The following is a 13,804-nucleotide window of genomic DNA, read 5'->3' as shown; positions in this document are numbered from 1 at the left end:
GTGTTTTTTTATGTAGAAAGAAAAATATATTAAAAATCTAAATTAGATTTATGGATTTAAATCTTTAAATTCAATAAAAAACTGTAGATAGAAAGAGCATTTAATTAGACAAAATTAGAAAAAGGTTAGCCCCTTCTAATTAAATTTTTACCTAAAGAGTTGTGTCTACTGTCTTTGGAACTATGTTTGATAGAATTAATTTAATAAGATTATTTTTATAATTGGAAAAATCTATTTTTTCTTCTAGAAAATTCATTTAGATATGTATAACAAATGGAGACTATATGTTATAAATGTTGAATAGGCATGATTTTTGCTTGTTTTATGGAAACTAAAATATATGAAATTATCTGTTGGATTGAAAGTTGCGAATTCTTTATCGTTAACACCTCAATTGCAGCAGGCGATTCGTTTATTACAACTCTCTAGTTTAGAGCTAGAACAGGAAATTCAGATTCAATTAGATAGTAATCCTTTACTTGAAAAAATAGAAGAAGAGTCATTAACGGAAAGTCTGTCTACATTAGAAAGTAAAGAATCAGATGATTTGACAACTGAACTAAATGCAAACCATTTGCCTGATGATTTGCCAGTCGATACTGAGTGGGATGATGTTTATACACATCAATCGACGGCTTTAGCTACTCCAGAATTTGAAGAGCGTGAGGATAATCGCCAAGTTCAATTATCTCTAAAGGAACATATTTTAGAGCAAGTTAATCTTTTGCATTTCTCTAAAATAGATCAATTAATTGCTTATTGTATTGTTGATGCATTAGATGATAAAGGGTTTTTAGATGCTGAAATAGAAGAAATAATTTTAGCAGCACAACAATTGTTAAATGAAATGGATATTGAGGAAGAAATTGAAGAGGATGAAGTTTTAGTTGTTTTGAAGCATATTCAACGTCTTGATCCATTAGGGATTGGTTCACGTAATTTAGCGGAATGCTTAAAGGTACAGCTCGAATTTCTACCCAAAGATGTTGAGTACTTAATCGAGGCAAAAAGCTTATTGCAGCATTATGAGCTTTTAATAGCAAATGACCTAAATAAGCTACTCAAACAAACAGGCCTAACGAGAGACCAACTAAAATTTGCAATCGACCTTTTAAAGACATTAAAACCATATCCTGGTATGGATTTTGATAAGCAAGAATCTGATTATCAAATTCCAGATGTAGTCGTTTCAAAAAAAGATTTACATTGGCAGGTTCAGCTAAATCCAGATGTACTTCCTAAATTACGAATTAATTCCTTTTACTCGAGTATGATTCGTAGGGCAGATCAGAGCGAGGATAATTTATATTTACGTAATCAAATGCTTGAGGCGAAAAATTTTATTAAGAGTATTGATGAAAGGCATAAAACATTATTAAAAGTAGCTTCTTGTATTGTGGAGCATCAAAAAGCTTTTTTGGAGATAGGTCCTGAGGCAATGAAGCCGCTTGTTCTTCGAGATGTGGCGGAAGAGGTTGAATTGCATGAATCTACAGTTTCTCGGGTCACTACAAATAAGTATATGCTTACGCCTCGTGGTCTGTTTGAGTTGAAATATTTTTTCTCTAGCCATGTAGGAACAACTGCTGGGGGAGAGGCTTCTTCTACTGCGATTCGTGCAATGATCAAAAAATTGGTCGCAAATGAAAATCCACGTAAACCTTTGTCAGATAATGTAATTGCTACATTATTAAAGGATGAGGGAATTGAAGTGGCTCGAAGAACGGTTGCAAAATATCGAGAATCGTTACATATTCCTTCGTCGTCTGAGAGAAAAGTCTTGATCTGAATTTTGAAGTATGACTATTCTAGGAATTCATTATGACGAAATAATGAAATTTCATTTTCACCAAGAGAGTAACTAAAATGGTTTAATTGTCCCAAGTTTTCTTTTTGATAGCATTAAATCGTTTTGGTTCTTCTTTAGATAACCTAAAAAAGGTGAGGGATAGAATTATGCAAATAACGATTCGTGGACATCATTTAGCAATTACACCAGCTATAGAAGAAAATATTAAATCAAAATTTAATCAGTTAACGAAACATCTAGATCAGGTGAATAGTATGCAGATTAAATTAACAAAAGATCATCAAATTGATAAGCGCTCTCATAAAGGTAGTTCAAACCATGTTGCAGAGGCTATTGTAAGGTTGCCGGGAATTGAGTTGTTTGCTCAGGCAACTGCTGATGACATGTATACTTCAATTAAAAAGCTTACTGAAAAATTAAAAAAACAATTATTAAAATATCGGAAAATGCAGTGTACTTATTCGCAAGTTACTGTTTCTGCTTAATAAGTTTTATATAGTTGAGAGAGGCTTGAAAGATAGCCTCTTTTTTATTGATAAAATATAAACACGTACTGAATTCTTTGAAAAAGTTATAGTAAAATACTTCGTTTTACACCTTAGGTTGTGTCAGAGGTCTTTGCAATGAATAGTGAACAGCTCACTCAAATTTTAAAAGAAGCTTTCCCTGAAGCGGAAGTAGCGGTGAGCGGACAGGCCGGAAAATTTGACCTCCGTATTGTGGATGATCAATTTGACGGTAAGCGTACTGTTGCTCGCCAACAATTAGTTTATGCACCATTAAATACTTATATTGCAAGTGGCGAAGTTCACGCGGTAACAATTCGTGCAATGACCAAAGATGAATGGCGTAAAGCAAGCCTTTTCGGAGCTTAAATATTAATGGATAAATTTTTAATTACGGGTGGTGTTAAGCTCGAAGGGGAAGTGCGCATTTCTGGTGCTAAAAATGCGGCTTTACCATTACTTGCTGCAACTATTCTTGCAGACTCACCAATTACGATTACCAATGTTCCAAATCTTAAAGATGTAAATACTTTGGTTAAGTTGATTGGTGGATTAGGGGTTACAATCGGCTATGAAAATGACACAGTAAAAGCTGATACCTCTACTTTAGATAATCAGTTTGCTCCTTATGAATTGGTAAAAACAATGCGTGCCTCAATTTTGGTTTTAGGACCATTATTAGCACGTTATGGTAATGCCAAAGTTTCTTTACCGGGTGGTTGTGCAATTGGATCACGTCCAGTTGATCAGCATTTAAAAGCCTTAGAAGCTTTAGGTGCACATATTGAAGTTGAAAATGGTTATGTCCATGCTTCAGTTGAAGGTCGTTTAAAAGGTGGCGAAGTTGTTTTCGATATGGTTACCGTTGGTGGTACTGAAAACATCTTGATGGCTGCTGCACTGGCTGATGGTGTTACAACTATTCGTAATGCAGCTCGTGAACCTGAGATTACTGACCTTGCTCAAATGCTCATTAAAATGGGTGCTAAGATTGAAGGTATTGATACCGATACTTTAGTTGTAACTGGAGTAGAAAGTTTGCACGGCTGTGAATATGCTGTTGTAGCTGATCGTATCGAAACAGGTTCTTATTTAGCAGCTGCTGCAATTACGGGTGGTCGTGTCAAAACTACTCATACTGACCCTGCATTACTTGAATCTGTTTTGGATAAGTTTGAAGAAATGGGTGCTGAAGTCACTCGTGGCGATGACTGGATCGAACTTGATATGTTAGGCAAACGCCCTAAAGCTGTAAGTTTTAGAACTTTGCCCCATCCAGAGTTTCCAACAGATATGCAAGCTCAGCTTATGGCTGTAAATGCTATCGGTCGTGGATTTGCAACGATTTCTGAAACAATTTTTGAAAATCGTTTTATGCATGTTCCTGAGTTGTCACGCATGGGGGCTAATATTCAGGTCGAAGGCCATGACGCAATCGTAACTGGAGTAGAAACTTTACAGGCAGCACCTGTAATGGCAACTGATTTGCGTGCTTCATTCTCTTTAGTTTTGGCAGCTTTAGTTGCAGAGGGAGATACCTTAATCGATCGTATCTACCATATTGACCGTGGTTATGAGCATGTCGAAGAGAAACTTCAAGGTTTAGGTGCCAAAATTAAGCGAGTAAGTTAATGAATGATGTAAGAAACGATGATCCTAATTTTGATGTGATGGGCAATTTTGATCATGGTTTGACCTTGGCACTTAGTAAAGGGCGTATCTTAAAAGAGACGTTACCTTTGCTAGCTACAGCGGGCATTAATTTGCTGGAAGATCCGGAAAAGTCCCGTAAACTGATTTTTCCTACTACGCATAAGCAAGTACGTATTTTGATTTTACGTGCATCTGATGTGCCTACTTATGTAGAAAATGGCGCAGCAGATCTAGGTGTAGCAGGTAAAGATGTGTTGATGGAACATGGTGCTCAGCATGTATATGAGCTACTTGACCTGAAAATCGCTAAGTGTAAATTAATGACTGCTGGTAAAGTGGGAATGGAGCGTCCAAAAGGCCGTTTAAAAATTGCCACGAAATATGTCAATCTTACACGTCAGTATTATGCAAGCTTAGGTGAGCAAGTGGATGTAATTAAACTCTATGGTTCTATGGAGTTAGCGCCTTTGGTCGGGTTGGGTGATTACATTGTGGATGTGGTCGATACTGGTAATACGCTCAGAGCGAATGGTCTTGAACCATTAGAGGAAATTTGCAAAGTTTCTTCACGTTTAATTGTAAATAAAGCTAGTTTTAAACGTAAGCAGACTCTATTAAATCCAATCATTTCACAGCTTGAGCAAGCCGTTCAATCACGTTAAAAGCAATTTCCCATCATGCTTTTGTGATAGTTGCTTCAGATGATGCCCACAAGTGCTTAGAAAAAGAGTAAACTTGGTTTTTCTTTTTCGCCTTGTGGGTAAATTGATGCGACGTTTATCGACTCAAGATCAGAACTTTAAACAGGTTTTTGCTGAGCTTTTAGCATTTGAAACCGTAAATGATCTTAATTTAGTGCAAACAGTAGATCAAATTATTGCTGATGTTCGTCAGCATGGTGATGATCATGTTTTAAAGCTCACTCAACAGTTCGATCGACATCCAGCGCATCAATTCTCAGATTTAGAATTATCTCAACAACAACTTAAAACTGCTTTTGATAATTTAAATCCAGAAATTCGCGATGCTCTTCAGTTAGCAGCAACTCGTATTCGTACATTTCATGAAGCTCAGAAACAAGATAGCTGGACTTATATAGATGATTTGGGTAATACATTAGGGCAAAAAGTGACACCTCTAGACCGTGTAGGTATTTATGTACCAGGCGGTTTAGCCTCTTATCCATCTTCAGTTTTAATGAATGCTGTACCAGCCCATGTTGCAGGTGTACCTGAAATTATTATGGTTGTTCCAGCACCGAATGGTGAACTGAATCCATTAGTCCTTGCGGCAGCTTACCTTGCTGGGGTTAGCCGAGTATTCACCATTGGTGGGGCTCAAGCTGTAGCAGCTCTTGCTTATGGTACTCAAACTATTCCCCCTGTAGATAAAATTACTGGTCCTGGGAATCGTTTTGTAGCAGCTGCTAAACGTGCTGTATTTGGTCAAGTCGGGATTGATATGATTGCTGGACCTTCTGAAATTTTAGTATACGCAGAAGGCGAGAATAATGCAGATTGGTTAGCTATGGATGTTTTATCTCAAGCTGAACATGACACAGTTGCTCAAGCTATTTTTATCACTCCAGATGAAGCTTTGCTTAATGCAGTCGAGTTGGCAATTGAAAAGCATTTAAATGAATTGCCAAAGGCAGATATTGCTCGAACTTCAATTGAAAACCGTGGTGCTTTGGTATTAGTCAAAGACCGTGCAGAAGCAATTGAATTGATTAATCAGGTTGCACCAGAGCATTTAGAGCTTTGTTTAGATGATGCCGAAGCCATGAGCGAATATATTCGTCATGCTGGAGCAATTTTCATGGGACGTTATACACCTGAAGCAATTGGTGACTATTGTGCAGGTCCAAATCATGTATTGCCAACTTCTGGAACAGCTCGTTTTTCTTCTCCTTTAGGCGTTTATGATTTCCAAAAGCGTTCGAGCTTGATTATGTGTTCGAAAGATGGGGTTAAAACGTTAGCTAAAACAGCCGACATATTAGCTGTTCAAGAGAACTTGGATGCCCATGCACGCTCAGCTCGCTATCGTTATCAATAAGTTTATAAACCTTGTAGTTTTTTAATTATTACTCAGGGCTGATTTTCAGCCCTTTTTTGAGATAAGACCATGACTTTATCTACAGCACAAATGCGCTTTTGGAGTCCAGAAGTTCGTGAATTAGAACCTTATGTTCCGGGTGAGCAGCCTAAAATTCAGAATTTATTGAAACTCAATACGAATGAAAATCCATATCCACCTTCACCAAAAGTAGTCGAAGCAGTTCAAACTGTTTTAACTCAACAAGCTGATGCATTGCGTTTATATCCAGATCCAGATGCAACAGCTTTAAAGCAAGCAATTGCTAAACAACAGAATATTGAAGTATCTCAAGTTTTCGTTGGTAATGGTTCAGATGAAGTACTTGCTCATATTTTTAAAGCATTTTTTCTTCAAGATGAACCGATTCTGTATCCAGATATCACTTATAGTTTTTATCCAGTTTACAGTCAGTTCTTTGGAACAAAAACTAAAGAAATTCCACTCAATGAAAATTTTGAGATAGACGTTAAGGATTATGTGCAACCAAATGGGGGGGTTATTATTACGAACCCTAATGCACCAACAAGTATTGCCCTAGGTTTGCAGGAAATTGAACAAATCTTAAAAGCGAATCCAGATCGAGTGGTTGTGATTGATGAAGCTTATATTGATTTTGGTGCAGAATCCGCTGTCAGTTTGGTAAACCGCTATGAGAATTTGGTGGTGTGCCAAACAACTTCAAAATCTCGGTCTCTTGCGGGTTTACGCGTTGGCTTCGCGATTGCTCAGCCTCATTTAATTGCAGCTCTTGAAGCTGTTAAAAATAGTTTTAATTCATATCCTATTGACCGTTTTGCAATTGCAGCAGCTGTAGCGTCTTTTAACGATCAAGCTTATTTTGAAGAGCAATGCCAGAAAGTTATTTCTAGTCGTGAAAAGCTAGTAGATGATTTAACTACTTTAGGCTTTAAAGTTTTGCCATCTAAAGCGAACTTTATTTTTGCTTCACATTCATTGCATGATGCAGGTCAACTTGCACAGCAATTACGTGAGCAGGGCATTATTGTGCGCTATTTCAATAAGCCGCGTATTAATCAATTCTTACGGATTACAGTAGGGACTGATGAGCAAAATGAGCGTTTAGTACAAACATTAAAACAAGATATTCTCTAAATTTTACTCTGCTGTGCTGTTCATTAGGTTCAGCATAGCAGAGACTTTATCAAGACTCTCTTGATATTCTGCTTCAGCATTTGATGCAATTGTAATACCACCACCAGCCCATAAAGAAAGCTGATTTTGATATTGTTGAAAACTACGGATAAGAATATTCCAGCGGCCTGTTCCATCAAAATTGAAATAGCCCAATGTCCCGCAATATGCACCTCTTGCTGCTTCCTCTAACTCTTCAATAATCTGCATTGCCCGAATTTTCGGAGCACCTGTGATTGATCCTCCAGGTAAGGCAGAGAGCAGCATTTGCATAGGATTAACATCATCTTTAAGGGTCGCAACAATCTCACTTACCATGTGATGTACTTGATTGAAACTTTCAATCTCAAATAGTTTTGTTGTTTTTACTGATCCTGTATTGGCATAAATGCTCAAATCATTACGTAATAAATCAACGATCATGACATTCTCTGCCTGATCTTTTTGAGAGTTTTTTAAGGTTTGTTTTGAAATAAAATCTTTTTCTACATTCTTATATCGAGGCATTGTCCCTTTAATGGGTCTTGTCTTAATTTGTTTATTTTGATTGAACTCAATAAAAAGCTCCGGGGAACAACTTAATAATTCAAAATTATCTAATTTTAAATAACCTGCATATGGTGCATTAGTAAGACCCCATAAATCTGCTGCTTTATTTAATAAAGATCCTTTGAAATCAGCTTTAAATTCTTGGGTTAAATTAATTTGATAGCAATCACCAGCTTTAATATATTCTTGTATTTTATAAAAAGCATCAAAATATTGTTTTTTAGACCACCTTGGCTGAATAGTGGTTTTTAATTCAAATATATTTTTAGAATGATTAGAAATAGAATTCTCTATTCTATTTTCAAGATATGAGAATAGCTCAAGTGCATCTGGTTCATCACTAAAAAAATACCAATCATTATCTATATATTTTAAAAAAGAACGATATTGGCCTAAAAATAAAGAGGGCTGTATATGGTTTTTTATGTCAATAAACTGATGAGCAGAAAAATCATAACTGATAAAACCAATATACCCCCCTGTAAAACTTGTTGTAGCATTAATATTTACTTGTGAATTATTCTCTTTGAATTGGGTAAAGTCTATTAAGTGATTTAATTTTGATATATTTCTATATTCATTAAAATTTTGATGTTGAAACTCTAGATAACTTTCATCTTGAAAAAGAATATACTTTTGAGGAAGGAATCCAATAATTGGATTGTTATTGTCATTTAAATAAACAAGCCCAGTTAACCCTTGTAACTTTTTTAAAATATCGGCAGCACTTTTACCATGTAAAGAGATTTTTTTCTTTAACTGAGACATTTTTAAATAGGGTGGTGGTTAATGAGAGAACATAGTTTACTACAAGTCATAGTTCATCAGGAGGAAGACTTTTATATAGAAAACTTTTTGCTGATAAAACAAGCACAATTACAGCTTAAGATTTTATATGTTTACGAACATTTATGAAGTAAAACTTAAGGTGTACCGTTTGTCGGTTAATTGGCAAAAAATGCACAACACTAGTTGAACAAAAAGTAACGTACATGTAATTTAGTAATTGCTAAGCAAAACTACTCAAGGATTGGAAGTTTCGGTTGCCATATAAAGAAAAATGCGACTTGAGACAATGAGAGTGGTTAAAGTCAAAAAATAAATGCTCTTGGGAGAGTGCTCAATGAAAATGTTCACTAAACTTGCTTTAGTTTCTTCTTTAGCTATCAGTGCAAATGCAATGGCAATGCAGTCAATGGACGATGCTGCGCTTAGTGCTGCTACAGGTCAAGATGGTATTAATATTGGTATCGCTTTAGGTTCTGGCGGTATTTCTATCGATAAATTAATTGTTCATGATAATGATGGTTTAGATCCGGCTACAGGTATTACGGGTGCTGCAGCAACTGCGGGTGCGATTGTAGTAAGCGGAGTAACTGTTAAACAAGTTGATGCGACAACAAACTTGTTAGACCTTAAAATTGATAGCGTTGGTGCTTCAGGTACAAATGGCGCATTTTTAAACGTTGCTGCAAATGTCGGTGCGGTTGATGTACATGTGGGTTCTATTGGTGTGGGTACTTCTGGTACTTTAAATACAACCACTGCTGTACGTGGTATTACTGAAACGGCTCCAACTGAAATTATCTCTGGTTTAGATTTATCTTTAGGTGCGATTTCAGCCAACGTACAATTAGGTTCTACTCCACAAGGTGCGATGATCAAAGTAAACTCTGCTTTAAAAGGCGGTTTAACTTTATCTAACTTTGGTATTAACGACGCTGCGGGTGGCGGTCAAATTGTTCTTGATAAAGTTATGGTTCGTGGTGCAGGTAATACAACTGGTGATTTAGATGTAAATGCAAATATTTCAGTTGTACCAACTGGCTTGAAAATCCAAAATAACAGTGTTCAAGGTATGAATGTTTATGTACAAGGCGTTCATTTAGGTTCTACGGCGACTACTGCGGCTCCATCGATTGGTGATGTTGAAATTCAAGGTTTAAATGTAGGGACTTCTACAATTACAATCTCAGGCCACTAATCTGAGTGTTTAATTAAAAAGCGCGTTTAATACGCGCTTTTTAATTTATTAATTACCTAATTTTATTATATGTAAAAATATTTTTATTGATCAAAATAAGTTATTAAATTTAAGAATCAAATTAAATTAAGTATAAAAGTCTCTCTATTTTTATAAAACTAAACGTTCATCAAAAAAAAGTAAAAAAAGGCTGTTTTTTTCAAAAAAAAAAGGTATCTTCAACACACAGGGATGTAGAGCTATTGCTCTAAGAATAAAATGAATAAGGCCGGTTAGGCCACCATTTAGAACAAGTGCTTATGTTAGAGATTGCTTTAGGCTCAGCATTGATATATTACTTTGCGACAGAAGCCTTCGAAATAGAAAAAAAGCCACCGGGAACTGTTTATTATACAGAGACCGCCGATTCACGTAATTTATCTTTTCGCCGTAATCATATTGAACCAGTTCAAATTAAACCAGCTGTAGAAGATCAGTTTCGAGGTATTGTTCGACAAGCTTATGACTATAGCTGCGGTTCAGCTGCTCTTACGACACTTTTAAATGGTTATGTGGGAACGAGTTTGACTGAACAGCAGACCATGAGCGGCTTACTACAATATGGCGAATATCAACGTATTATTGAGCGTCGAAGTTTCTCTTTACTTGATATGAAGCGCTTTGTAACTGCTATTGGTTTAGAAAGTGGGGGGTACCGTGGAGAATTTTCGGATTTAGTCAATCTTGGACAACCTGCGATTGTTCCAATTTCTTATGCTGGTTTTAAGCATTTTGTCGTATATAAAGCTTATAAAGATGGACGTGTATATGTTGCTGACCCAGCATTAGGGAATATCAGCTTTGATGAAAATCGTTTTAAAGAGGTTTGGGATAATAATACATTATTTGTTATTTCTGTTCCTGAACAGCAGCGTAAAGACTTATTGGCTCTAAAAGATTCAGATATGCGTCATGTGGAAGATGCGACTGTTAACCGTTATGCCTTTGTGGATGTGCAATATCCAACATTCAATTATGACCGTTTAGCAAATAAAGCATCAACCATGCGCCGGGTACTAGATAAAGACCCAAATTCTGCAACTTATAATCAGCCAATTGAAACATATATGCGTCTTTACTATAAGCGTAAATAATCAAATATGAATTGAGTAAAATAAATACATTAGGTGGGAATAAACATGAATAATCAATGGATGAAGATGAGTGTATTGGCATTAAGTATAAGTGCCATTACGGGTACACTTTATGCAGATGATCAAGTTGCACAACAAGCAGATGTACAAAATACTACAGCTGTTTCTGAAGCGAGTACAACAGCAGAAGTAACTCCAGCCACAGATTCAGCCCAAGAAGTGAGTACGACTCCAGCCACAGACGTCGTAACTACTGAACCTGCTTCTACACCTGCAAATACTGGAGCTGATCAAGCCGCAACTGCCTTACAGAAGAAAGAAGGTGATGCGACTCAAGAAACAAATTTGCAAGAAGTATTTACTTCAAATGAGCGTCAATATTCATTGATTAAAAGAGGCGTATTCTCAGCTTATTACGATCTCGATTATACCTATTATCGTGATACTCGAATTGATTTAGCTTTAGCTGATAATTCTTCTCAACTCAACCGTTTACGTATTGAAGAAGATGCGAACCATACTTTAACGAATAGTTTTACTGTTCAATATGGTGTATTGGACAACTTAACATTATCTGCAACCGTTCCTTTCGTTGCGAAGTCTGAAATTGTTCGAGATACAACTGCAGCTGGTTTGGGTGATATTTCTTTAGGGGCACGCTGGGAACCTTTCCCATTAAAGCAAGGCCGTTTGCCATTGGTCTTATTTGGTAACCTATCAACAAAAACTGGCGATAGTCCTTATGAAATTGGTTTAGATGAGCTTTCAACTGGTAAGGGTTATTACTCTGTTGGGGTGGGAGCAAGTACCCGTAAATATATCGATCCAGTTGTGTTATTTGCATCAGCATCTGCCAATTATGGTTTTAAAGAAACGGGTTTAAATCAGGCACGAGGTTCGAGGACGTTAACTTCTTTTGACCCAGGCATTAGTGGCGGTTTTTCATTCGGTTTTGCTTATTCATTTAACTATGACGTGTCTTTAACCATGTCATATCAACAAAGTTTCAACATGGATGCAGAATTCCAGTTCGAGAACGGTGAGGCATATAAGTCGCCAGACCAAAGTAGTGCAATGTTGTCTTTTGCTTTAGGTGTACGTGTTTCACCTGAAACAATCGTTAATGGTACGGTAGGGATTGGTTTAACTGAAGATGCACCAGATGTTTCGCTTGGTTTGTCTTTCCCACTAGATTTCATAGGCTTTGGCAAAAAAACCAAATAAGGAGATATGCAGGTGAAATATCCTAAATTATGTCCTTTAACGGCGGCAATTGTTATCTCCGGTTTTTCTAGCTTTGCCAATGCTCAATTAGGACAAAACCTAGCTGTTGATATTCGTTCACTTTCGATGGGGAATGCAGTAACTGCAGATCCCCCGGGTATTAGTGCAGTTCACTTTAACCCAGCAGCTTTAGCAAAAATTGATGGGTTACAGACAGATGTTCAAGGAATTCTAGCGAACTTTGATATTCAACGTGAGTTCTCGGCACCTCCAGGTTATAACGTTTTTGGCTACTCAGATGACCCTCTTGTTTGTAATGATGGTCCAGAAGTTACAGCCAATATTTGTACTGATTTTAAAGGGCCTGTACGTGGTGATGTTGAATATGCCAGCTTATATGTACCGATTCTAAAAAAAATGGTTGATCTGGGAGCTGGCTATCCATTAGCTGCTCCAACTGCAGGAATTGCTTATAAACCTCCAGGTTCAAAGTTGACCTATGCTACGGCAATTTATGCACCCTTAATTGCAGGCTTCGGCGCTGAAAATGGTAACGCTGGAAACTTCATGGGACAGCAGGTGGCTGTTGAGCGAATTACTTATTTGTCTCCATCTTTTGGTTATCAAGTAAATGATCATTTATCGATCGGTGCTTCGGTTGGTATGTCTTATAACGCTCTTGCTATGAAAACTGATTTGCGTTTTCCCAATGATATGATTGGGGTATTGCGTATGGTTGATGATGTAGTATGTGGGCCGTTTAAAGACAATAACGATATGATCACTAATCTATTGTTATTTGGTTTATGTAATACTCAAGAAGGGATGGACCCTTTTAAAAAAATGGGTTCGCTGCAAGTTTCTATGGAGCAGTCTTTAAGCCCAAGTTATAACTTGGGGTTAATGTGGGAACCAACGGACGATTTTGGCTTCGGTATGGTTTACCAAAGCGCGGCTAAAATGCGTATGAAAGGGAAATACCTGATTAATAATGCTAAGGCTCCTCAAGAATTAATTAAAGGCTTAAACTCCTCAGCTACAGGTCAGGTTCTGGCCGCTATTCTCGGTTTACCGGGAAATGTACCAAACTCTGAGTCTGGTTTGGCCGCGATGGACTTAGAATATCCTGCACACTTTCAGGCAGGGATTAAATATAAAATATTCCCTGATTTGCAAGTTAATTTTGACGTGGGTTGGACAGATTATTCGGCATGGGATAAGTTCAAATTTGAATTTGATCGACAGATTACCTTACTCAAAGTTGCCAAACTTTTATCAAATGATGTGACAGATGCTTCATTAGGATTACCTTTAAAGTTTACTTCACCATGGAGTTGGGGTATTGGTTTAGAGTATTCGGCAACAGATCGTTTGAAGTTACGTGCGGGTTATGAACCTCGTGCTAGTGCTATTCCCAATGATAAACGCAACACTATGATTCCAATTAATAATGCACAATTATTTGGTTTGGGTATTGGATATCGTTTTGATGCAGATACAGATTTGGATCTTTCAGTTGGTTTCTTACGTAGCCGCGATAATATTCCAGCAGGGACTAGTACCTTATCTAACAAAACAGGAGTTGATAATATCCTGTTAAACCCTTATGCCGGTTTGGATGTTAAAACCAATACCAAAGTTACAGTACTCGGGTTAAATTATAGAACAAAATGGTAAAATTAAATTGCAAACG

12 protein-coding genes are annotated in these 13,804 nt (G+C 36.9%); 11 read left to right on the top strand and 1 reads right to left on the bottom strand.

What is annotated here, in order from left to right:
- Window positions 1-340 precede the first annotated feature (340 nt).
- The 7 genes from POD11_RS12455 to hisC all read left to right on the top strand — a co-directional run bounded on the left by POD11_RS12455 (window position 341) and on the right by hisC (window position 7,182).
- Window positions 341-1,789 (top strand): RNA polymerase factor sigma-54, encoded by a 1,449-nt coding sequence (locus tag POD11_RS12455; protein WP_239968740.1) that lies wholly within the window; start codon window positions 341-343, stop codon window positions 1,787-1,789.
- A 167-nt stretch (window positions 1,790-1,956) separates the two neighbouring features.
- Complete coding sequence (gene hpf, locus POD11_RS12450) at window positions 1,957-2,295, top strand: ribosome hibernation-promoting factor, HPF/YfiA family (RefSeq protein WP_016142151.1); 339 nt, start codon at window positions 1,957-1,959, stop codon at window positions 2,293-2,295.
- Window positions 2,296-2,433: 138 nt separating this feature from the next.
- Window positions 2,434-2,685, top strand: coding sequence for a BolA family iron metabolism protein IbaG (gene ibaG, locus POD11_RS12445; RefSeq protein ID WP_002115399.1), 252 nt, complete (start codon window positions 2,434-2,436; stop codon window positions 2,683-2,685).
- A 6-nt stretch (window positions 2,686-2,691) separates the two neighbouring features.
- Window positions 2,692-3,948: a UDP-N-acetylglucosamine 1-carboxyvinyltransferase gene (gene murA / locus POD11_RS12440; RefSeq protein WP_016142150.1), complete on the top strand. Its 1,257-nt coding sequence runs from the start codon at window positions 2,692-2,694 to the stop codon at window positions 3,946-3,948.
- Window positions 3,948-4,631, top strand: a complete 684-nt coding sequence (gene hisG / locus POD11_RS12435) for an ATP phosphoribosyltransferase (protein ID WP_005071248.1) — start codon at window positions 3,948-3,950, stop codon at window positions 4,629-4,631. The genes murA and hisG overlap by 1 nt, the downstream gene beginning before the upstream one ends.
- A gap of 106 nt (window positions 4,632-4,737) precedes the next feature.
- Complete coding sequence (gene hisD / locus POD11_RS12430; protein WP_239968741.1) at window positions 4,738-6,027, top strand: histidinol dehydrogenase; 1,290 nt, start codon at window positions 4,738-4,740, stop codon at window positions 6,025-6,027.
- Between the two features lie 69 nt (window positions 6,028-6,096).
- Window positions 6,097-7,182: a histidinol-phosphate transaminase gene (hisC, locus tag POD11_RS12425; protein ID WP_262457341.1), complete on the top strand. Its 1,086-nt coding sequence runs from the start codon at window positions 6,097-6,099 to the stop codon at window positions 7,180-7,182.
- Between the two features lie 3 nt (window positions 7,183-7,185).
- On the opposite strand, the gene POD11_RS12420 is transcribed toward hisC, so the two are convergent.
- On the bottom strand, window positions 7,186-8,538 hold the full coding sequence (locus POD11_RS12420) for an anthranilate synthase component I family protein (protein WP_262457340.1): 1,353 nt from the start codon (window positions 8,536-8,538) through the stop codon (window positions 7,186-7,188).
- A gap of 355 nt (window positions 8,539-8,893) precedes the next feature.
- Between POD11_RS12420 and filA the strand changes: the two genes are divergently transcribed.
- The 4 genes from filA (at window position 8,894) to filD (ending at window position 13,788) form a co-directional block, all read left to right on the top strand.
- A complete protein-coding gene (gene filA, locus POD11_RS12415; RefSeq protein WP_262457339.1) occupies window positions 8,894-9,754 on the top strand; it encodes a putative pilus system protein FilA in 861 nt (286 codons plus the stop codon).
- Window positions 9,755-10,053: 299 nt separating this feature from the next.
- Complete coding sequence (filB, locus tag POD11_RS12410; RefSeq protein WP_239968744.1) at window positions 10,054-10,887, top strand: putative pilus system C39 family peptidase FilB; 834 nt, start codon at window positions 10,054-10,056, stop codon at window positions 10,885-10,887.
- Window positions 10,888-10,932: 45 nt separating this feature from the next.
- A complete protein-coding gene (gene filC / locus POD11_RS12405; RefSeq protein WP_224993384.1) occupies window positions 10,933-12,111 on the top strand; it encodes a putative pilus system protein FilC in 1,179 nt (392 codons plus the stop codon).
- Between the two features lie 12 nt (window positions 12,112-12,123).
- Window positions 12,124-13,788 (top strand): putative pilus system OmpP1/FadL family transporter FilD, encoded by a 1,665-nt coding sequence (gene filD, locus POD11_RS12400; protein WP_016142142.1) that lies wholly within the window; start codon window positions 12,124-12,126, stop codon window positions 13,786-13,788.
- Window positions 13,789-13,804: the final 16 nt, after the last annotated feature.

Origin of the sequence: Acinetobacter sp. P1(2023) (assembly GCF_028367635.1) — a bacterium.
Lineage (GTDB): Bacteria > Pseudomonadota > Gammaproteobacteria > Pseudomonadales > Moraxellaceae > Acinetobacter > Acinetobacter pittii_E.
This window is presented reverse-complemented; position numbering and strand designations above follow the sequence as displayed.

Bases quoted from the DNA above. Each gene is read 5' to 3' on its own strand.
- POD11_RS12455 (WP_239968740.1), top strand. From the start codon at position 341: ATGAAATTATCTGTTGGATTGAAAGTTGCGAATTCTTTATCGTTAACA.
- hpf (WP_016142151.1), top strand. From the start codon at position 1,957: ATGCAAATAACGATTCGTGGACATCATTTAGCAATTACACCAGCTATA.
- ibaG (WP_002115399.1), top strand. From the start codon at position 2,434: ATGAATAGTGAACAGCTCACTCAAATTTTAAAAGAAGCTTTCCCTGAA.
- murA (WP_016142150.1), top strand. From the start codon at position 2,692: ATGGATAAATTTTTAATTACGGGTGGTGTTAAGCTCGAAGGGGAAGTG.
- hisG (WP_005071248.1), top strand. From the start codon at position 3,948: ATGAATGATGTAAGAAACGATGATCCTAATTTTGATGTGATGGGCAAT.
- hisD (WP_239968741.1), top strand. From the start codon at position 4,738: ATGCGACGTTTATCGACTCAAGATCAGAACTTTAAACAGGTTTTTGCT.
- hisC (WP_262457341.1), top strand. From the start codon at position 6,097: ATGACTTTATCTACAGCACAAATGCGCTTTTGGAGTCCAGAAGTTCGT.
- POD11_RS12420 (WP_262457340.1), bottom strand. From the start codon at position 8,538: ATGTCTCAGTTAAAGAAAAAAATCTCTTTACATGGTAAAAGTGCTGCC.
- filA (WP_262457339.1), top strand. From the start codon at position 8,894: ATGAAAATGTTCACTAAACTTGCTTTAGTTTCTTCTTTAGCTATCAGT.
- filB (WP_239968744.1), top strand. From the start codon at position 10,054: ATGTTAGAGATTGCTTTAGGCTCAGCATTGATATATTACTTTGCGACA.
- filC (WP_224993384.1), top strand. From the start codon at position 10,933: ATGAATAATCAATGGATGAAGATGAGTGTATTGGCATTAAGTATAAGT.